The organism is Nonomuraea diastatica (assembly GCF_004349015.1).
GTDB classification, from domain to species: domain Bacteria; phylum Actinomycetota; class Actinomycetes; order Streptosporangiales; family Streptosporangiaceae; genus Nonomuraea; species Nonomuraea diastatica.
Genome location: NZ_SMKP01000014.1, coordinates 74341 through 93931 on the forward strand (window position 1 = coordinate 74341; position 19591 = coordinate 93931).

Below are 19591 nucleotides of genomic sequence, written 5' to 3' on the forward strand. Positions count from 1 at the left end.
GACGGCGCCCGAGCTCATCGGCCTCATCCCGCCGGCGATTCGGCGCGGCCGGCAGGCGCCGCGGCGAGGAGCCGTTCGCCGAAGGCGCGGCAGGCCCGCAGGAAGTGCGGTGCCGCGTCGATCTCGAAGTCGGCCTCCAGGAACGCGAGGTTGAGGACCAGCCAGTGCCAGGAGTCCAGCGCGAGGCTGATCCGGGTGTGCGTGTCGTCCACGGAGTGGATCTCGGCGTCCTGGAACGTGAAGGCGGCGGCGACGTCCGCGGCCGGCGCCCTGACCAGGAGGCTGACGGGTTCCTTGTTCCTGTTGAGTCCTCGTCGCAGATATTCCGCCCCGGACCCGGCCGGCAGCGGGCGCGGCTCGTAGCGATGGCCGGTCCTGGACGCGCCGGTGATCCGGTCGAGGCGGAACACGCGCCAGTCGGCACGGTCGATGTCCCAGGCCAGCAGATACCAGCGCAGCAGGTGGTGAACCTGCCGGTAGGGCTCGGCTCGCCGTTCCGTGTGTTCGCCGCGGGCGTCGGTGTAGGTGAACGACATCGTCTCGCGGTGTGCGATGGCTTCGGCGACGATGCCGAGCCGGCGGGCGGCGACGCTCGGCGCGCGTTGAGGGCTCGTCTCCAGGCTGGAGCGGATGGAGGCGATGTGAGGGCGCAACCGGGTGGGGAGAAACTGGTCGAGCTTGCCGTACGCGCGGGTTGCCGCGGCGTCGATCCCTCCTTCGGCGGACGGCTCGACGGCGGCGAGGGAGGCCAGCGCCAGCAGGGTGGCCACCGCCTCGTCGTCGTCCAGGACGAGCGGCGGCATCGTCCGGCCGGAGGCGAGCCGGTAGTAGCCGCCGGGGCCGGGCTGGGTGTCGACGGGATAGCCGTATCCGCGGAGCCGGTCGATGTCCCGGCGCAGGGTCCGCGGGCTGACGCTCAGCCGCCGGGCCAGTTCTTCGCCGGTGAACGACCGGCCCGTCTGCAGCGTCGACAGCAAGGCAAGCATGCGTTGGGTGACGTCCGCCATGCCCTGATCCTCCCACGGGTTGCGGTCAGAATCTGGCCACATCTGATCGTAGCCTCCCAGCCATGAGTGAGCGCAGCATCATCATTCGCCGGGCCCGGACCAACAACCTGGCCGACGTGGACGTCGACGTTCCGCGTAACCGGCTGGTCGTCTTCGCGGGGGTGTCAGGTTCCGGCAAGTCGTCACTGGTGTTCGACACGATCGCCGCCGAGGCCGGATACCAGATCAACGAGACGTTCCCGCCGTTCGCGCGTAACCGGTTGCCGAAGTGGACCCGCCCCGACGTCGAGCACATCGAGGGGCTGACTCCGGTGATCGTCGTCGACCAGCGCCGGATCAGCGGCAACGCGCGCTCGACCGTCGGCACGATCACCGACGCCTGGACCTACCTGCGGCTGCTGTTCTCCCGCCTCAGCCGGCCCTACGTGGGCGAGTCGAGCCACTTCTCCTTCAACGAGCCCGCCGGCATGTGCCCTGCCTGCTCCGGCCTCGGGGACGTGGTGGTCACCGCCGTCGAACGTTTCCTGGACCTGGACAGATCGCTCGCCGAGGGCGCGATCCTGCTGCCCGGCTTCGGCAACGGCGGTTACTGGTACACCCAGTACGCCGACATCGGATCCTTCGACCCCGGCACCCCGCTCCGCCTGTGGGCCCCGTCCGAACGCGAGGCGCTGCTGTACGGCGGTCAGGCGGCGGCGCGTCTGGGGCGCAAGCCCCCCAAAGGCTACGAGGGCGTCGTCGAACGGTTCGAGCGGATCTACCTGCACACCTCCGACAACCTGTCGGAGCGCAAGCAGGAGACCATCCGCCGCTTCACCCGCGCCGAGACCTGCCCGGAGTGCGGCGGCGACCGGCTCGGCAAGGCCGCGCGGACGGCCACGGTGCTCGATCACACGATCGGTGAGATGGCCCGCATGGAGATCACGAAACTGGCCGGACTCGTCCGGACGATCGACTCCGCCCGCGTCGCGCCCGCCGTGGAGGCACTGACCGCCCGGCTGGAGGGGATGATCAGAATCGGGCTCGGCTACCTCACGCTCTCCCGGGCGACCACGACCCTCTCCGGCGGGGAGTCGCAGCGCATCAAGATGGTCAGGCACCTCGGGTCCAGCCTCACCGAGATGACCTACGTCGTCGACGAGCCGAGCGTGGGACTGCACCCCACCGACGTGGAGTCGATGATCAGAATCCTGGAACGGCTGCGCGACAGCGGCAACACCGTCCTCGTCGTCGAGCACGACCCCGTCGTCATGGCCCACGCGGACCAGGTCATCGAGCTCGGACCCGGCGCCGGCGACGGGGGCGGGTGGCTCGTGTTCCAGGGCACCATCGCCGAGCTCAGGAAGGCCGACTCGCCGACCGGCCGCGCCCTGGCCGTACACCGGCGGGTCAAGCGCGCCCCCCGCCCCGCCACGGGCGGCTTCACCGTCGCGGACGCCACCCGCAACAACCTGCGCAACCTCACCGTGCGGTTCCCCACGGGCGTGCTGACCGTCCTCACCGGCGTCGCGGGTTCGGGCAAGTCCAGCCTCGCCGGGGAACTGGTGGCCCAGCACGACGCGACCGTGATCGACCAGAGGCCGGTCAGCACCAACCGCCGCTCCACCCCGATCACCTACACCGGCGTCGCGCCCGCGATCCGCAAGCTGTTCGCCAGGCACAACGGCGTCCCCGCCGCCCTGTTCAGCGCCAACTCCGAGGGCGCCTGCCCCGACTGCGGCGGGCTCGGTGTCATCTACACCGACCTCGCCTTCATGGACGGCCAGGAGGTCGGCTGCGAAACCTGTCACGGCCGCCGCTTCATTCCGGAGGTCCTCGCCCACACCGTGAACGGACTGTCGATCGCCGACGTCGACGACCTCACCGTCGACCTGGCTGTCGCCCGGCTGCCCGACCAGGGCATCGCCCGAGCCCTGCGGCAACTCTCCGCCGTCGGGCTGGGATATCTGCGCCTGGGACAGTCGCTGAGCACGCTGTCAGGAGGGGAGTGCCAGCGCGTCAAGATCGCGAAAGAGCTCCGCGAGGCCAGGCAGCCCACCCTGTACGTGCTCGACGAGCCCACCACCGGATTGCACATGGACGACATCGACACGCTCCTGCACGTCCTCGGCGACCTCGTCGACCACGGCCACACCGTCGTCGTCATCGAGCACAACCTCGACGTCATCCGCCAGGCCGACTGGCTCATCGATCTCGGCCCCGGACCCGGCAGGCACGGCGGGACCATCCTCTTCGAAGGCCACGTCGCCGACCACACCGACCGGACGACCCCCACCGGCCGCGCCCTCGGCTGAGCGTTCCCTATCTCCGGAAAGTGCGTTCACCAATTCATGGGCCCACCGCAGGGAGGCGGGATGGACGGCCTCCGGTCATTATTTCCTGGATGCAGGGGGAAGGAAGTCCAGGCCCAATGACGGGACGAGAGCGTGACCAGCGTCGTCAACGGCTATCACGACAGTGCCGCGGTCTGGCGGGCCCGCCTGTCGTCGCTGCTGCCCGGAGTGGACGATTCAGCGTGACAGCACGACCGGGCGAAAAGACGTCATGCGGCGGCGTGGCGCCGGTGGCCGGGGGCGCCGGCCGGCGTCGGGCCGGGCTCCGCGGCCAGGGCGCGGAGCTGGTCGGCGAAGGCGAGGGCCTGCTCGGCCGTCAGGCGCGGCTCGGCGCCGACATAGAAGACCACGATGTCACCCGCGGGCGATCGCACGGCGTTGAAAGGAGTCATGATGCCGATGATTCTGTCCGACGGGACCGACAGCTTTCGGGTACGCGGGCTCAGACGACGTCGAAGTTGGCCATCATGGCCATGTCCTCGTGTTCGAGGTTGTGGCAGTGCAGGACATAACGACCTCGATAGCCGGTGAAGCGAACCAGCACCTCCACCACTTCGTAGGGCCGGACGTCCACCGTGTCCTTCCAGCCGGCGTCCGCGAGGGACGGCGGGCGCCCGTTGCGACGGTGCACCTGGAAGTGCCCGAGATGGACGTGGACGGGGTGGTGGAAGTCGCTGGTGAACGTCCAGAGCTCGGTGCTGCCGAGCCGCGGGGTGGCCAGCGCCCTGGCCGGGTCGAAGGGGCGGCCGTTGATCGTCCATCTCGATCCGTGCTCGCCGGGCCCGCTGAGCCGGAAGTCGAAGCGCCGCCGGCGCACGGCCTGGGCGGGGGTCAGCGGCTGGACGTCGGCGAGCCGGGCCGGGACGCGGCTGTCCTCGGTGCCGCGCCGTGCCACGTGGAAGCGCATCACCCGGCCGGCGGTGCCGGTGTCGAGCGAGTTGACCAGCGTGATCCTCGTGCCGATGGGATAGGCGCCGAAGTCGATGACGACGTCGGAGCGTTCGGCACCGGCCAGTGGCACGCGGTCGAGCCCCTGCGGCGCGGCCAGCAGGCCGGCGTCGCTGCCGATCTGCGTGAACGGGCTGCCGTCCGGGGGCGGAGGGTCCAGGCGCAGCTCGTAGCGGCGGGCGTTGCTCGCGTTGAGCAGGCGGAACCGGTAGCGGGTGGCCTCCACGTCGAGCTCCGGCCACGGCGCCCCGTTGACCAGGATCACGTCGCCTTCGACGCCCTGATGGTACGGCCCCTCGACGCCCGGCCGGCCGAGCAGCGTCGGGTCGGCCGACGGGTACCGGAAGGAGCCGTCCGCCTCGAAAGCCCGGTCGCAGATCAGCAGCGGGATGTCCTTGTCGCCCTTGGGTAGCGGCAGCGCGTCGTCGACGTCGTCGCGGACGACGAACATCCCGGCCAGTCCTCGGTAGACCTGAGGGCCCGTGAAGTCCATGCGGTGGTCGTGGTACCAGAGGGTGGCGGCCGGCTGGTCGAGCGGGTACTCGTGCACGAACCTGCCGGTGGTCAGCCGGCCGTGGTCCAGGTGAGACCCGGGGGCGAAGTGGGCGGCGTGCTTCTCGGAGACGACCAGATGGGTCGGATAGCCGTCCGACTGCGGCGGGGTGACGCCGCCATGCAGATGTGTCGCCGTCGGCACGGGCAGCTTGTTGGTGATGGCGACGGTGATCGGCCGGCCGCTGCGCACGTCGAAGGTGGGGCCTGGGAACGTGCCGTCGTACCCCCACACCTCGGTACGGGTGCCGGGGATGATCTCCACCTGGGCGGCCTGCTGGGTCAGCGCGTAGGCCGTGTCGCCGTCGGCCGGACGGGCGACACCCGGCACCGGCAGGGTGGTCGTGAACGGCCGGGGAAGCGGCAGCCGGCTCGTGAGCACGGCTCCGGCCCGTTCGGCGGTCAGCCGCCCGCACCCGGGGATCGCCAGGGCCGCCGCACCTGCTCCGGCCAGCCCGAGGAACCGGCGGCGCGACAGGCCGCCGCTCATGAGCCGTCCCCGCCGGGCCGCGAGCGGCGTACTCGCAGACCTGGCGACCAGGTCGCGATCACCATCGCGACCGCGCCTCCGAAGAGCAGCACGCCGAGCGGGATGTGCACGCTCACGGCGCGCGCGTAGCCGAGCGCGCTCTGGGCCTCGACGGTCAGGAAGAACACCAGGCCGGCCCAGATCGGCCAGGCCGGGCCGCGCCCCGGCCGCCACAGCAGGATCGCGGCGGCGAACTGGACGAACACCAGCACGGTGAGGAACCCGGCCATGGTCGAATGCGTCCTGAGCATCCCGACGTCACCGGTGACGAACAGCCCGGCCAGCACGGGCTGGACCAGCACCAGCACGGCCACCCCGAGCGTGATCACCCGTAGCGACCAGAGCGCCCAGCCGGGAACCCGCCCGTCCGTGGAGGTCACCGCGTCTTCCTGGCGATCACGACCCCCGCGACGGCCCCGGCGACGCCCAGCACCGGCATGATCGCGCCGAGCAGGAGGGCGGCTCCTGTGGAGATCTCGCCCCCGCTCTGGACGAGTGGCCGGGCCACCGCCGAGGTCAGCAGAGCCCCGGCGATCAGGCCGACGAACAGGCCCAGGATCGCTATCCCCAGAGTTCTCATGGCCGACGACGTTACGAACGCGCCGCCGGCGGGTCATCGGGACGTGGTCGACAGTTGACGTCGACATCCGACGTACGCCGCTACGCGGGATGTTGACATCGCAGACGGCACCCACGCCGGAGGACGGCCGCCGAACCCCCGGCTACGCTGCGGTGTTGTGACACGACGGGACCTCCTCACCGACGGCGCTCTGGCCGCCGTCGTGACCCTCGTCATCGCCGTGGCGATCACCTCGAACCTCGGCGGCAGCCGCGGGCCGGAGCCGTCCGCCTACATGTTCGCCGCCGGGCTCGGCCTGCTCATGCTGGTCCGCCGCCGGCACCCGGTTCTCGCCCTGGTGGCGACCGGCGTCGGCATCCTCGGCTACCACGCGGTCGGCTATCCCCCGGTCGGGCTCGCCGTGCCGGTCGCCGCCGCGCTCTACTCGGCGGCCGAGCACGGCAGGCCCCGGCTCGCCGTGGGAGTCGCCGTCGCGCTGCTCGCCATCTCCAACTTCTTCCGCCTGCGCCAGGGCGAGGAGCTGGGCTATCTGGTCGGCTACGAGCTGGCGTGGAGCGTGGCGCTCATGGCGGCGGCGATCGCTCTCGGCGACAGCGTGCGCAACCGGCGGCGCCGGCAGGCCGAGCAGCACGAGCGCGAACAACGGCTGCTGCGCCAGCGCGAGCAGGAGGCCGCCATGCGCATCGAGCAGGAACGCCTCACGATCGCCCGCGACCTGCACGACGTGCTCGCCCACACCATCACCGTGATCTCCCTGCAGTCCGACGTGGCCGGCGAGGCCCTCGACGACGCCGACACGGAGGCGGTTCGGGGCGCCCTCGCCACCATCCGCGCCGCCACCGACGAGGCCACCGGCGAGTTGCGCAGCACCCTCGCCCTGCTGCGGCGCCCCGCCGATGACGCCGCCGTACGCCCGTCCACGCGCCCGCCCATGGGGAGCCTTCAGCACCTGGACCGGCTGGTGACGGCCATGAACGACAGCGGCCTGCCGATCGGCATCAGGATCGAGGGCACGCCCAAGCCCCTTCCCGCCGTCGTCGACACGACGGCGTACCGCATCGTGCAGGAAGCCCTCACGAACGTGCTCCGGCACGCGCACGCCACCCGCGCCGACGTGCTCCTGCGTTACCAGGACGACCGGCTCGACATCCGGGTGACCGACGACGGCCGGGGCAACGACGGCGAGGCGAACGGCCACGGCCTGGCCGGGATGCGAGAGCGGGCCGAGCTCATCGGCGGCACGCTGACCATGAGCGGCCCCGACGGCCGGGGTTTCCGGGTGTCGGCGTCGCTACCGGCGGAGGGGGCACGGTGACCGTCCGGGTCGTCATCGCCGACGACCAGCACCTGGTGCGGGCGGGCCTGCGGGCACTGCTCGACCGCGCCGCCGACATCACCGTGGTCGGCGAGGCCGCCGACGGGCAGGAGGCGATCGCCATGGTCCGCGCCGAGCGGCCCGACGTGGTGCTCATGGACGTGCGGATGCCGGGCATGGACGGCATCGAGGCCACCCGGCACATCGCCGCCGGACACCGGACCCGGGTGATCATGCTGACCACGTTCGACGTCGACGAGCACGTCTTCGACGCGATCCGCGCCGGGGCCGCCGGGTTCCTGCTCAAGGACGCCCGCCCCGACGAGCTGCGCCAGGCCGTCCGCGTGGTGGCCGCCGGGCAGGCCCTGCTCTCCCCGGCCGTGACGCAGCGGGTCATGCGCGCGGCCGCCGGCTCGCCGGGAGGCGCGCCGCAGCCGCGGCTGCTCGCCGGGCTCACCGAGCGGGAGCGGGAGGTCCTGGGCGAGATCGCTCAGGGCCGCTCCAACGCGGAGATCGCCGCCGAGCTGCACATCAGCGCGGCGACCGCCAGAACGTACGTGAGCCGCCTGCTGACCAAGCTCGACGCCCGGGACCGCGCCCAGCTCGTGGTGATCGCCTACCGTGCCGGGCTCGCCGGGAACAGATGAGCGCCGGCGCCGGCCGGTCCGCACAGGCGTATGTGCAGCGACGTGCCCGCGGCGCCCGCATGTCCGGGCGCCGCGGGAGCAGCCGGGCGCCTACCAGCGGTGGTGCACCTGAGGGCGGATCAGATCGTCGTAGACGGCGCGGACGGCCTCCAAGGTCGCGGCGTCCAGCGGGGGCAGGTCCGCGGCGGCGGCGTTCGCGGTGGCCTGGGCCGGGTTGCGGGCACCGGGGATGACCACCGACACGCCCTCCTGGTCGAGGATCCAGCGGAGCGCGAACTGGGCCATGCTCGCCCCCGGCGGCACCAGCGGAGCCAGGCGGCGGACCGCCTCCAGGCCGGTGGCGAAGTCGACGCCCGAGAAGGTCTCGCCGACGTCGAACGCCTCCCCGTGGCGGTTGAACGCGCGGTGGTCGTCGGGGGAGAAGGTGGTGCGCTCGTCGTAGCGGCCCGACAGCAGGCCGCTGGCCAGCGGGACACGGGCGATGATGCCCACCCCGGCGGCACGGGCGGCGGGCAGGACCCGCTCCAGCGGCTTGAGCCGGAAGGCGTTGAGGATGATCTGCACCGTCGCCACGCCCGGCCTGGCGATCGCGGTCAGCGCCTCCTCGCACGTCTCCACGCTCACGCCGTACGCGGCGATCTTCTTCTCGGCCACCAGCGTGTCGAGGGCGTCGAACACGGCGTCCGCCGAGTAGACGGGCGTCGGCGGGCAGTGCAGCTGCACCAGGTCGAGCGTGTCGACGCCGAGGTTGCGGCGGGAGCGTTCGTTCCAGGCGCGGAAGTTGGACATCACGTAGGTGGCGGGGACCTGCTCCAGCCGACGCCCCATCTTGGTGGCCACGGTCAGCCCTGGACGATCCTTGGCGAAGGGGCCGATGATCTGCTCGCTGCGCCCGTCGCCGTAGACGTCGGCGGTGTCGATGAACGTGACACCGCTGTCCACGGCCGCCTCAAGGGTCGCGCGGGCCTCCTCCTCGCTGACCTCGCCCCAGTCGGCGCCGAGCTGCCATGCGCCGAGGCCGACCACGCCGACCTGCCGGCCGGTACGTCCCAACACGCGGTGTTCCATGAACCGTCCTCCGTTACGGGTGCCTGGGGGTCCAGTGTCCCGTACGGCGGCCGCCCGGCGGGACGGTGGTGGCCGCCGCGCTTCGGCACGGATGCCCCGCTACGCTGAAAGCCATGATTCGCCCCGCCACACCCGCCGACGTGCCCGTCATCGCCACGCTGATCCGCGAACTCGCCACGTACGAGAAGGCCGAGCACGAGGTGCGGGTGACCGAGGAGCAGTTGCGTGCGGCGCTGTTCGGCGACGCGCCCGCCGTGTTCGCGCACATCGCCGAGCACGACGGCGAGGTGGCCGGGTTCGCCCTGTGGTTCCTGACCTTCTCGACGTGGAAGGGCGTGCACGGCATCTACATGGAGGACCTCTACGTACGCCCCGAGCATCGCGGCGGCGGCCACGGCCGGGCGCTGATGGGCGAACTGGCCGGGATCTGCGCGGAACGCGGATACGAGCGGCTCGAATGGGCGGTGCTCGACTGGAACGAGCCGGCCATCGGCTTCTACGAGAACCTCGGCGCGGTGCGCCAGGAGGAGTGGCCGCACTACCGCCTGAGCGACGCTCCACTGCGGCGCCTGGGGGACCGGGCCTAAGGACCGGCCCTAACTAAGGACCGGCCCTTAGGACCGGCCCTTAGGACCGGCCCTAAAGATCGGCCCTAAAGATCGGCTCTGCTGACCGGTCCTGGCGACCCGGTCCTGGTGACTGGGGCGCGCGGTCACGCAGGTCACGGAGCGTGATGTGACCTGCGTGACCTCCGCGTCACACGCCGGCGTGGGTCCTGGCGCGGGTCTCCGCCTGCTCGTACGTCTCGGACTCAGGCCCTTCGAGCTCGTGGTGGGTCTCCTCGATGCGGAGCGCCACCCCGAGCGCGAAGAACGAGGGCGCCCACTCGCCGATGAAAATCCCCCACCGGTCGGCCCTGTCGATGCCGGCCGCCTCCATTTTCTTGGACATGAACCAGGTCGCGAAGGACACGGCGATGGACGCGACCCCCGCGGTGTACATGTGGCCCGACCTGATCCCCATATGGTGAAGCTTCTTGATCATGTTTCTCCCCCCTTGCTGGAGTGCTGTTACCCGGAGGGGGACGTGATAAGCGATCATTTCCAGCATGTTTCCGCCGTGACACATGTGCGTGGATTGTTACCGCGGTGAATCACCCGTAACGAACGGACAGCGACGGATCGTCAACGTGCGTAACGCGCCATTCCTAGCTTGGAGATCCCGGACGCCGAGCGTAGGAGAGGTCGATGGCGCGCTGGATCGCCGACTGGCACCCCGATGACCCAGCCTTCTGGGCGAGATCAGGCAGGCGGGTCGCGCGGCGCAACCTGATCTTCTCGATCGTCGCCGAGCATCTCGGCTTCACCGTGTGGACGTTGTGGAGCATCGTCGCCACGCGGATGGGGTCGTACGAGTTCTCCACCGACCAGCTGTTCTGGCTGGTCGCGCTGCCCAACCTGATCGGCTCGGTGCTGCGCGTCCCCTACACGTTCGGCCCCGCGAAGTTCGGCGGGCGCACCTTCACCGTGGTCAGCGCCCTGCTGCTGCTCATCCCCGCCACGCTGCTCGGCGTGGCGGTCAACGACCCGGGCACGCCGTACTGGCTCTTCCTGGTGATCGCGGCCCTGGCCGGGGTCGGCGGTGGGAACTTCGCCTCCAGCATGGCCAACATCACCTACTTCTACCCCCGCGACAAGCAGGGCGTCGCCCTCGGGCTGAACGCGGCGGGCGGCAACATCGGCGTCAGCTCGGTCCAGCTCGTCATGCCGCTGGTGATCGGCTCGCTCGGGCTGGCCGCCGCCGGGTGGTTCTGGATCCCGCTCATCGTCGTGTCGGCCGTCTGCGCCTGGTTCTTCATGGACAACCTCACCAGTGCCAAGGCCGAGCCGCGCGAGCAGCTCGCCGTCGCCGGCAGGGCCCAGACCTGGATCATGTCGTTCCTGTACATCGGCACCTTCGGCTCGTTCATCGGCTACTCCACGGCCTTCCCGCTGCTGAGCGCGAACCTGTTCCCCGGCGCCCCGTACGCCGCGGTGGCCTTCATCGGGCCGCTGATCGGCTCGCTGGTCAGGCCGGTGGGCGGCTGGCTGGCCGACCGGTTCGGCGGCGCCCCCGTCACGCTGTGGAACTTCGCCGCGATGGGCGGCGGCGTGCTGCTGGTGTGGATGTCCAGCACGTCCGGCGACTTCTGGCTGTTCTTCCTGGCCTTCCAGACCTTGTTCCTCACCTCCGGCATCGGCAACGGCTCCACGTACCGCATGATCCCGGCCATCTTCCAGGCCAAGGCCGTGGCCGAGCGCGGCGAGAGCGAGCAGGCCCTGCTGTACGGCAAGCGCCAGGCCTCGGCCGCCATCGGCATCATCTCGGCTGTCGGAGCGCTCGGCGGGTTCCTGATCAACCGGGCGTTCGGGATGGCGTTCGCGGCGGCCGGCACCCCCGCCCCCGCGTTCCTCGCCTTCGGCGCATTCTACGTGTCCTGCGCCGCGCTGACCTGGTGGTGCTACACGCGCAAGGTCGGCGTCTCCGTGATCGCGAGCCTCGCCCATGCCCGGGTCTGACATGACCAGGACGCACTGCCCGTACTGCGCGTTGCAGTGCGGCATGGAGATCCGCCCGGAAACGGGCGGGGGCCTGGCCATCACCCCCAGGACCGACATCCCGGCCAACGCCTCGGGGGCGTTGTGCCAGAAGGGGTGGACGGCGGGTGAGCTGCTCACCAACGGCGAGCGCCTGACCGCCCCGCTCCTGTACGGCGAGCCCGTGGAGTGGGAGACCGCGCTCGACTACGTGGCCTCGCGGTTGTCCGCCATACGCGCCGAGCACGGCCCCGACGCCGTGGCCGTGTTCGGCGGCGGCGGCCTGACCAACGAGAAGGCGTACTCGCTGGGCAAGTTCGCCAGGGTCGCGCTCGGCACCAGCCAGATCGACTACAACGGCCGCTTCTGCATGTCCTCGGCGGCGGCCGCCTCCAATAGGGCGTTCGGCATGGACCGGGGGATGCCGTTCCCGATCACCGACCTGGCCGAGGCCGACGTGGTGCTGCTGGCCGGCGTGAACGTGGCCGAGACCATGCCGCCGTTCCTGCGGCACCTGTCAGGGCCGCGGCTGATCGTCATCGACCCGCGGCGGACCAGGACCGCCAAGGAGGCCTGGCTGCACCTGCAGCCCACGCCCGGCACCGACCTGGCGCTCGCCCTGGGGATGTTGCACCTGGTCATCGCCGACGATCTCGTGGACGAGACGTACGTCGCCGCGCGAACCGCCGGGTACGAGGAGGTGCGTACGTCGCTGGCCGGCTGGTGGCCCGAACGGGTCGAGCGGATCACCGGGGTGCCGGTTCACCAGATGCGGCAGGCGGTCAGGGCGCTGGCGGCAACCGGCAACGCCTACGTCCTGACCGGGCGCGGCGCCGAGCAGCACGCCAAGGGCACCGACACGGTGAGCGCGTTCATCAACCTGGCGCTGGCGCTGGGCCTGCCCGGCAGGCACGGCTCCGGGTACGGGTGCGTGACCGGGCAGGGCAACGGGCAGGGCGGGCGGGAGCACGGGCAGAAGGCCGACCAACTGCCCGGTTACCGCCGGATCGACGACCCGGCCGCCCGCGAGCACGTCGCCGCCGTGTGGGGCGTGCGCCCCGAGGACCTTCCTGGGCCGGGGCGGTCGGCGTACGAGTTGCTGGACGCGCTCGGCACCACGGACGGGCCGCGCGCGCTGCTGCTGTTCGGCTCCAACCCGGTCATCTCGGCGCCCGCGGCCGAGCACGTGGCCGAGCGCATCGGCGCGCTCGACCTGCTCGTGGCCTGCGACGTCGTCATGTCCGAGACGGCGGTGCTGGCGGACGTGGTGTTCCCGGTCACGCAGTGGGCCGAGGAGAGCGGGACCATGACGAACCTCGAAGGCCGTGTGCTGCTGCGCCGACGTGCCGTCGACCCGCCCGCGGGCGTCCGGAGCGACCTGGACGTCATCGCCGGGCTCGCCGCGCGGCTGGGCCACCGCTTCGACGACGAGCCGGCCGCCGTGTTCGACGAGCTGCGCCGGGCCAGCGCGGGCGGGCTCGCCGACTACTCCGGCATCACCTACGAGCGCATCGCCGGCGAGAGCGGCGTGTTCTGGCCGTGCCCGTCGGCCGGGCATCCGGGCACGCCGAGGCCGTTCCTCGACTCCTTCGCCACGCCGGACGGCCGGGCCAGGTTCGTGCCCGTCCAGCACCGGCCGCCGGCCGAGGAGACCGACGAGGACTATCCCGTCTATCTGAGCACGGGACGGGTGCTGGCCCAGTACCAGAGCGGCGCGCAGACGCGCAGGATCGCGCCGCTCGTCCAGGCCGCTCCTGAGCCGTTCGCCGAGCTCCATCCGGACCTGGCCGAGCAGCTCGGCATCGCGCCGGGGGACGTCGTGCGGGTCAGCAGCCGCCGGGGCGAGACCAAGGCCGTGGCCAGGATCAGCGAGGACATCAGGAGCGACACCGTGTTCATGCCCTTCCACTGGGAGGGCGCCAACCGGCTCACCAACCCGGCCCTTGATCTGGTGTCCAGAATGCCGGAGTTCAAGGTCTGCGCGGTCAGAGTGGAGAGGGACTCATGAGACTCGTCGTCGTGGGCAACGGGATGGCCGGGTCGCGGCTGGTCAGCGAGATGCGCGCCCGCGACCCCCACATGAAGATCACCGTTTTCGGCGCGGAGTCGTGCCGGCCGTACAACCGGGTGCTGCTGTCCAACGTGCTGGCCGGCAGCTCGCGCCCGGAACAGGTGCGGCTGGTGGACTCCTCCTGGTACGACGCGCACGACGTGGAGGCGGTCTTCGGCAGCACGGTCACCCGCATCGACAGGGAGACCGGGCACGCCGTGACCGACGACGGGCGGCGCGAGCCGTACGACGTGCTGGTCCTGGCCACCGGCAGCGACGCCATCGTGCCGCCCATCCCCGGCGTGGAGCGGGCCATCCCGTTCCGCACGCTCGCCGACTGCGAGCGCATCATGGCTGCAGCCGGGCACGCCCGCAGGGCCGTGGTCGTCGGCGGCGGCCTGCTCGGCATCGAGGCCGCCCGCGGCCTGGCCGGGCGGGGCCTGCCGGTCACGCTGCTGCACCTGGCCGGGCATCTCATGGAGCGCCAGCTCGACGTGGAGGCCGGTGAGGTGCTCGGCGAGACGCTGGCCGGGCTGGGCGTGGAGATCCGCACCGGGGTCAGCGCCGAGGCGGTGCGCGAGGACGGCGTCCGGCTGGCCGGCGGCGAGCTGGTCGCGGCCGACCTGGTCGTGCTGGCCTGCGGCGTGCGCCCGGTGACCGGGCCGGCCGCGGAGGCGGGCCTGCGGGTGCGGCGCGGTGTGGTGGTGGACGACGAGCTGCGCACCGACGACCCGTCGATCTTCGCCATCGGCGAGTGCGCCGAGCATGACGGCACCGTCTACGGCCTTGTCGCGCCCGCCTGGGAGCAGGCCGCGGTGGCCGCGGACGTCATCGCCGGCGGCAAGGCCCGCTACCGCGGTTCCCGGCTGGTCACCCGGCTCAAGGCCAGGAGCGTCGAGCTGGCCGCGATGGGCGAGACCCAGCTCGGCGAGGAACACGCCGAGGTGGTGCGGTTCAGCCACCGGGCCCGCGGCACCTACCGCAAGCTCGTCATCCGTGACGGCCGGCTGGTCGGCGCGATCCTGCTGGGCGAGAGCGACGTCGTCGGCACGCTCACCCAGCTCTTCGACCGCGGCGGGCCGTTGCCCGGCGACCGGGCCGGCCTGCTGTTCCCGGGAGCGGCGGCGAGGCCGGTCGCCGACAACCCGACGCTGATGCCGGACGCGGCCAAGGTCTGTCAGTGCAACAACGTGACCAAGGGCGAGATCAGGGCGTGCTGGGAGGCGGGAGCGCGGGACGTGGCCGGAGTGGCGGCCGCGACCCGGGCCACGACCGGCTGCGGCACCTGCCGCGACGCCGTGGAGGGCATCGTCGGCTGGCTGTGCGAGCAGGAAGGGGTTTCGGTATGAACAGGATCGTCGTCGTGGGGTACGGGCCGGCCGCGCACCGGTTCGTGGAGACGCTCGCGGACAAGGGCTTCGACGGCCGGATCACCGTGATCGGGGAGGAGCCGCGCCCGGCCTACGACCGGGTGGCGCTGACCTCCTACCTGTCGGGCACCACCGCGGAGGATCTCACCTATCCCGTACCCGGCGGGGTCGTGACCAGGCTGAACACCCGTGTCACCGGGATCGACCGGCAGGCCGGGCACGTCGTCACCGAGGACGGCGGCGCCGAGCCGTACGACGTGCTCGTACTGGCCACGGGATCGGCGCCGTTCGTGCCGCCGGTGCCGGGGGCCGAGCACGCCTTCGTCTACCGCACCATCGAGGACCTCGACGCCATCAGGGTGGCCGCCAAGGACGCCGCGGAGGGCGTCGTGATCGGAGGCGGCCTGCTCGGGCTGGAGGCCGCCGACGCGCTGCGGGCCCTCGGGCTGAAGGCGCACATCGTCGAGATGAGCCCCTGGCTGATGCCGCGGCAGGTGGACGAGGGCGGCGGCTCGGTGCTGAAGTCCCACATCGAGGAGCTCGGGCTGAGCGTGCACGCCGGTGCGGGCGTCCAGGACATCGTCACCGACGGCGAGGGCCGGGTCACCGGGCTGCGCAAGCCCGACGGAACGCTGGTGGACGCGCAGGTCGTGGTGTTCTCCGCGGGCATCAGGCCGCGCGACGAGCTGGCCAGGTCGGCCGGGCTGGCGGTGGGCGAACGCGGCGGCATCGTGGTCGACTCCGCGATGCGCACCTCCGACCCGTCCATCTACGCCGTCGGCGAATGCGCGCTGGCCGGGGGCATGGTCTACGGGCTCGTCGGGCCGTGCACCACGATGGCCGAGGTGGCGGCCGAGCAGATCATGGGCGGCCAGGCGGTGTTCGAGGGCGCCGACCTGTCGACCAAGCTCAAGCTGCTGGGCGTCGAGGTGGCGCAGTTCGGGGCGATGGACGGCGCGCTCGACGTCACCTACATGGACCCGGTGGCCGGCGTCTACAAGAAGCTGTTCATCAGCGACGACGCCCAGACGCTGCTGGGCGGCATCTGCGTGGGCGACGCCTCGCCGTACACGACGCTGCGGCCGTTCGTCGGCAAGCCGCTGCCCGCCGCGCCGTCCGACCTGCTGTTCACCGGGTCGGGGGCGGCGAGCCTGGACCTGCCCGACGACGCGCAGGTGTGCTCGTGCAACAACGTGTGCGCGGGCGACATCCGCACCGCCATCGCCGGGAGCGGCGCCGCCGACGTGGCCGGCATCAAGGCCTGCACCAGGGCCGGCACGACCTGCGGCAGCTGCGTGCCGATGCTCAAGCAACTGCTGGAGAAGTCGGGCGTCGAGGTCAGCAAGAGCCTGTGCGAGCACTTCACGTACTCGCGGGCCGAGCTGTTCGACATCGTACGGGTGCGCAAGATCAGCACGTTCTCCCAGCTCATCACCGAGCACGGGCAGGGCAGGGGCTGCGACATCTGCAAGCCGGCCGTGGCCTCGATCCTGGCCTCGCTGCACAACGGGCACGTCCTGGAGGGCGAGCGGGCCGCCCTGCAGGACACCAACGACGCCTTCCTCGCCAACATCCAGAAGAACGGCACGTACTCGGTCGTGCCGCGCATCCCGGGCGGCGAGATCACGCCGGACAAGCTGATCGTCATCGGCGAGGTGGCCCGCGACTTCGGCCTCTACACCAAGATCACCGGCGGCCAGCGCATCGACCTGTTCGGGGCCAGGGTCGAGCAGCTGCCGGAGATCTGGCGGCGGCTGGTCGACGCCGGGTTCGAGTCGGGCCACGCGTACGGCAAGGCGCTGCGCACCGTGAAGTCGTGCGTGGGCTCGACCTGGTGCCGCTACGGCGTGCAGGACTCCGTCGGCATGGCCATCGCTCTGGAGCTGCGCTACCGCGGCCTGCGCTCGCCGCACAAGCTCAAGTCGGCCGTCTCCGGCTGCGCCCGCGAGTGCGCCGAGGCCAGGTCTAAGGACTTCGGCATCATCGCCACCGAGCAGGGCTGGAACCTGTACGTCGGCGGCAACGGCGGCTTCAAGCCCCGCCACGCCGACCTGCTCGCCAAGGACCTGGGCACCGACGAGCTGATCAGGACCATAGACCGTTTCCTCATGTTCTACATCCGCACCGCCGACCGGCTGCAACGCACCGCGGCCTGGATCGAGTCGCTGGACGGCGGTCTCGACTACCTCCGTGAGGTGATCATGGAAGACTCGCTCGGCCTCTGCGCCGACCTCGACGCGCAGATGGAGCACCACATCGCCACGTACGCCGACGAATGGCAGGCCACGCTGGACGACCCGGACAAGCTCAGCAGGTTCGTCAGCTTCGTCAACGCGCCTGGCGTCCCCGACCCGTCGATCGTGTTCGGCAGCGAGCGCGGCCAGATCAGGCCGGCGGTGGCGCGATGACCTGGACGCCGGTCTGCGACTACGACGCCATGTTGCCGGAGCGCGGCGTCTGCGCCCTGGTCGGGAACGTGCAGGTGGCCGTCTTCCGCACCTACGACGGCGCCCTGCACGCGCTGGCCAACCGTGACCCGTTCAGCGGGGCGTACGTGCTCTCCCGCGGCATCGTCGGCACCAGGAAGGGCGAGCCGACCGTCGCCTCGCCGCTGCACAAGCAGGTGTTCAGCCTGGTGTCGGGGCGCTGCCTGGACGAGGACGCGGTGACGGTGCCGGTCTATCCCGTACGGGTGGCCGGCGGGTGTGTGGAGGTCAGCGTTTAGGGGCCGCAGCCACGGGCAGCCACCACCTTGAAACCGCGGGAGTACGGGGGATGCGGGGGTGCCGGTGACTGCGGAGGACTTCTTGTCCTGCGAGTGCTGTGGTGGGGGTGCCTGATGCGGCTGCCACCCGCACGTGGCCTCATCACGTCGGTGTTGTTCGACCGGCTCGCCGGCTCGCCGGGAGTGCCGTTCCCTGACGCGCACGTGACCGGCGGGCTGGACGACGACGATCTCCAGCTCGCCCTGTTCGCCTGCTACGAACTGCACTACCAGGGGTTCGACGAGGCCGACGACCGGTGGGAGTGGGACCCCGGGCTGCTGAGGTTCAGGGCCGGGCTGGAGCGGCGGTTCGAGGAGGCACTGAGAGCCGCCGTGCCGGGCCCTGGGCCGGTGCCGCCGCGCGAGGTGGGGCAGGCGCTGACCGCGTTGACCTCCTCCGCCGGCGGGCCGTCCGTGGCCGCGTTTCTGCAGCGCGACGCGGACCTCCCGGTTTTCCGCGAGTTCGTCGTGCACCGGTCGATCTACCACCTGAAGGAGGCCGACCCGCACACCTGGGCCATCCCGCGGCTCAGCGGCGGGCCCAAGGCGGCCCTGGTGGAGATCCAGGCCGACGAGTACGGCGGCGGCAGGCGCGAGCGCATGCACGCCGAGCTGTTCCGCGCCACCATGCGCGGCCTCGGCCTGGACGACGCCTACGGCGCCTACCTGCACCGCGTCCCCGGCGTCACCCTGGCCCTGTCCAACGTGATGTCGCTGTTCGGGCTGCACAGGAGGTTGCGCGGGGCGCTGCTCGGCCACCTGGCGGCGATCGAGATGACCTCGTCGCTGCCCAGCCGCCGCTGCTCCATGGGCCTGCGCCGGCTCGGCGCCGGCCAGGAGACCGCCCGCTTCTACGACGAGCACGTGCAGGCCGACGCCGTTCACGAGCAGATCGCGGCCCATGACATGTGCGGCGGCTTCGCCGCCGCCCACCCTGAGCTGACGGGTGACATCCTGTACGGGGCCGCGTGCGCGCTGGAGCTCGAACGGCGGTGGGCCGAGCACGTCATGGGCCGCTGGCGGCGCGGGGTGGGCTCGCTGCTCGATGAGCGGGTCCCGGCGTGAGCACCGCACTCGACCTGGACTACGTGCTCCCACTGCGCTGGGACGACGACCAGGGGCTCGGCGAGCTGACCGGCTACCTGGCCCGGCTCTCCCGGCACGCGCGGGTGATCGTCGTGGACGGCAGCCCCGACGACCTCTTCGCCCGTCACGCCGCCCGCTGGCGCGGCCTCGCCCGGCACGTGCGACCGGCGGCCGGGCTCCGCTTCGCCAACGGCAAGGTCGCGGGCGTCACGACCGGGCTGCTGCTGGCCGCCGGCGACCGCGTGGTGATCGCCGACGACGACGTGCGCTACGATCTGTCCGCCCTCGCCGGGGTGCACGACCTGCTGGCCCGCGCCGACCTGGTGAGGCCGCAGAACTACTTCGACCCGCTGCCCTGGCACGCCCGCTGGGACACCGCCCGCACTTTGCTCAACCGCGCCTTCGGCGCCGACTACCCGGGCACCTTCGGCGTGCGGCGCGGCTTCTTCATGCGCATGGGCGGTTACGACGGCGACGTGCTTTTCGAGAACCTGGAGCTGATCCGCACCGTGCGCGCCCACGGCGGCCGCGAGCTGCACGCGCCCGGCCTGTACGTCCGCCGCCTCCCGTGCGACGCGCGCCGGTTCTGGTCGCAGCGCGTCCGGCAGGCCTACGACGACCTGGCGCAGCCGGTGCGGATGGCCGCGTTCCTGTCGCTGCTGCCCGCGCTGGCCGCTCTCCGGCGGCCCTCCGGGGTGCTGGGCGGGCTGCTTGCGGGCGCGGCGCTGGCCGTGGGCCTGGCCGAGACGGGGCGGCGGCGGTGGGG

At 71.7% G+C, this 19591-nt stretch carries 18 protein-coding genes; 11 read left to right on the forward strand and 7 right to left on the reverse strand.

The window, feature by feature from the left end; all coding sequences use genetic code 11:
* Positions 1-23: 23 nt before the first annotated feature.
* Positions 24-1007: a helix-turn-helix transcriptional regulator gene (locus E1294_RS07325; protein WP_132506064.1), complete on the reverse strand. Its 984-nt coding sequence runs from the start codon at positions 1005-1007 to the stop codon at positions 24-26.
* 62 nt (positions 1008-1069) lie between these two features.
* On the opposite strand from E1294_RS07325, the gene E1294_RS07330 reads away from it, so the two are divergent.
* Complete coding sequence (locus E1294_RS07330) at positions 1070-3301, forward strand: ATP-binding cassette domain-containing protein (RefSeq protein WP_132506066.1); 2232 nt, start codon at positions 1070-1072, stop codon at positions 3299-3301.
* Positions 3302-3549: 248 nt separating this feature from the next.
* On the opposite strand, the gene E1294_RS07335 is transcribed toward E1294_RS07330, so the two are convergent.
* Genes E1294_RS07335 through E1294_RS07350 form a run of 4 tightly spaced genes read right to left on the reverse strand, consistent with a single transcriptional unit; the run spans position 3550 to position 5949 of the window.
* A complete protein-coding gene (locus tag E1294_RS07335) occupies positions 3550-3732 on the reverse strand; it encodes a hypothetical protein (RefSeq protein WP_132506068.1) in 183 nt (60 codons plus the stop codon).
* 50 nt (positions 3733-3782) lie between these two features.
* The gene (locus tag E1294_RS07340) at positions 3783-5330 is read right to left on the reverse strand and encodes a multicopper oxidase family protein (protein ID WP_132506070.1); all 1548 of its coding nucleotides are present in this window, start codon (positions 5328-5330) and stop codon (positions 3783-3785) included.
* A complete protein-coding gene (locus E1294_RS07345) occupies positions 5327-5749 on the reverse strand; it encodes a hypothetical protein (RefSeq protein ID WP_132506072.1) in 423 nt (140 codons plus the stop codon). The genes E1294_RS07340 and E1294_RS07345 overlap by 4 nt, the downstream gene beginning before the upstream one ends.
* Positions 5746-5949: a hypothetical protein gene (locus tag E1294_RS07350; protein WP_220447605.1), complete on the reverse strand. Its 204-nt coding sequence runs from the start codon at positions 5947-5949 to the stop codon at positions 5746-5748. The genes E1294_RS07345 and E1294_RS07350 overlap by 4 nt, the downstream gene beginning before the upstream one ends.
* A 157-nt stretch (positions 5950-6106) precedes the next feature.
* Here E1294_RS07350 and E1294_RS07355 point away from each other — a divergent pair, with 157 nt between their 5' ends.
* Positions 6107-7264 (forward strand): histidine kinase, encoded by a 1158-nt coding sequence (locus E1294_RS07355; RefSeq protein WP_220447606.1) that lies wholly within the window; start codon positions 6107-6109, stop codon positions 7262-7264.
* Positions 7261-7911, forward strand: coding sequence for a response regulator (locus E1294_RS07360; protein ID WP_132506074.1), 651 nt, complete (start codon positions 7261-7263; stop codon positions 7909-7911). The genes E1294_RS07355 and E1294_RS07360 overlap by 4 nt, the downstream gene beginning before the upstream one ends.
* A 90-nt stretch (positions 7912-8001) precedes the next feature.
* On the opposite strand, the gene E1294_RS07365 is transcribed toward E1294_RS07360, so the two are convergent.
* On the reverse strand, positions 8002-8979 hold the full coding sequence (locus tag E1294_RS07365; RefSeq protein WP_132506076.1) for an aldo/keto reductase: 978 nt from the start codon (positions 8977-8979) through the stop codon (positions 8002-8004).
* Positions 8980-9092: 113 nt separating this feature from the next.
* Between E1294_RS07365 and E1294_RS07370 the strand changes: the two genes are divergently transcribed.
* Positions 9093-9566 (forward strand): GNAT family N-acetyltransferase, encoded by a 474-nt coding sequence (locus E1294_RS07370; RefSeq protein WP_132506078.1) that lies wholly within the window; start codon positions 9093-9095, stop codon positions 9564-9566.
* A gap of 169 nt (positions 9567-9735) precedes the next feature.
* Here E1294_RS07370 and E1294_RS07375 read toward each other — a convergent pair whose 3' ends face one another.
* A complete protein-coding gene (locus E1294_RS07375; RefSeq protein WP_132506080.1) occupies positions 9736-10023 on the reverse strand; it encodes a hypothetical protein in 288 nt (95 codons plus the stop codon).
* A gap of 203 nt (positions 10024-10226) precedes the next feature.
* Here E1294_RS07375 and E1294_RS07380 point away from each other — a divergent pair, with 203 nt between their 5' ends.
* The 7 genes from E1294_RS07380 to E1294_RS07410 form a co-directional block, all read left to right on the forward strand.
* Positions 10227-11537 (forward strand): MFS transporter, encoded by a 1311-nt coding sequence (locus tag E1294_RS07380; RefSeq protein WP_132506082.1) that lies wholly within the window; start codon positions 10227-10229, stop codon positions 11535-11537.
* A 1-nt stretch (position 11538) separates the two neighbouring features.
* Positions 11539-13563 (forward strand): molybdopterin oxidoreductase family protein, encoded by a 2025-nt coding sequence (locus E1294_RS07385; protein WP_220447607.1) that lies wholly within the window; start codon positions 11539-11541, stop codon positions 13561-13563.
* Positions 13560-14954, forward strand: coding sequence for an FAD-dependent oxidoreductase (locus E1294_RS07390; RefSeq protein ID WP_132506086.1), 1395 nt, complete (start codon positions 13560-13562; stop codon positions 14952-14954). Before E1294_RS07385 ends, E1294_RS07390 begins: the two co-directional genes overlap by 4 nt.
* Complete coding sequence (gene nirB, locus E1294_RS07395) at positions 14951-17383, forward strand: nitrite reductase large subunit NirB (protein ID WP_132506088.1); 2433 nt, start codon at positions 14951-14953, stop codon at positions 17381-17383. Before E1294_RS07390 ends, nirB begins: the two co-directional genes overlap by 4 nt.
* Positions 17380-17700, forward strand: a complete 321-nt coding sequence (nirD, locus tag E1294_RS07400) for a nitrite reductase small subunit NirD (protein WP_132506090.1) — start codon at positions 17380-17382, stop codon at positions 17698-17700. Before nirB ends, nirD begins: the two co-directional genes overlap by 4 nt.
* A 114-nt stretch (positions 17701-17814) precedes the next feature.
* Positions 17815-18804: an iron-containing redox enzyme family protein gene (locus E1294_RS07405; RefSeq protein WP_132506092.1), complete on the forward strand. Its 990-nt coding sequence runs from the start codon at positions 17815-17817 to the stop codon at positions 18802-18804.
* A partial coding sequence (locus E1294_RS07410; protein WP_132506094.1) for a glycosyltransferase family 2 protein occupies positions 18801-19591 on the forward strand: 791 nt, incomplete at its 3' end. The genes E1294_RS07405 and E1294_RS07410, both read left to right, overlap by 4 nt.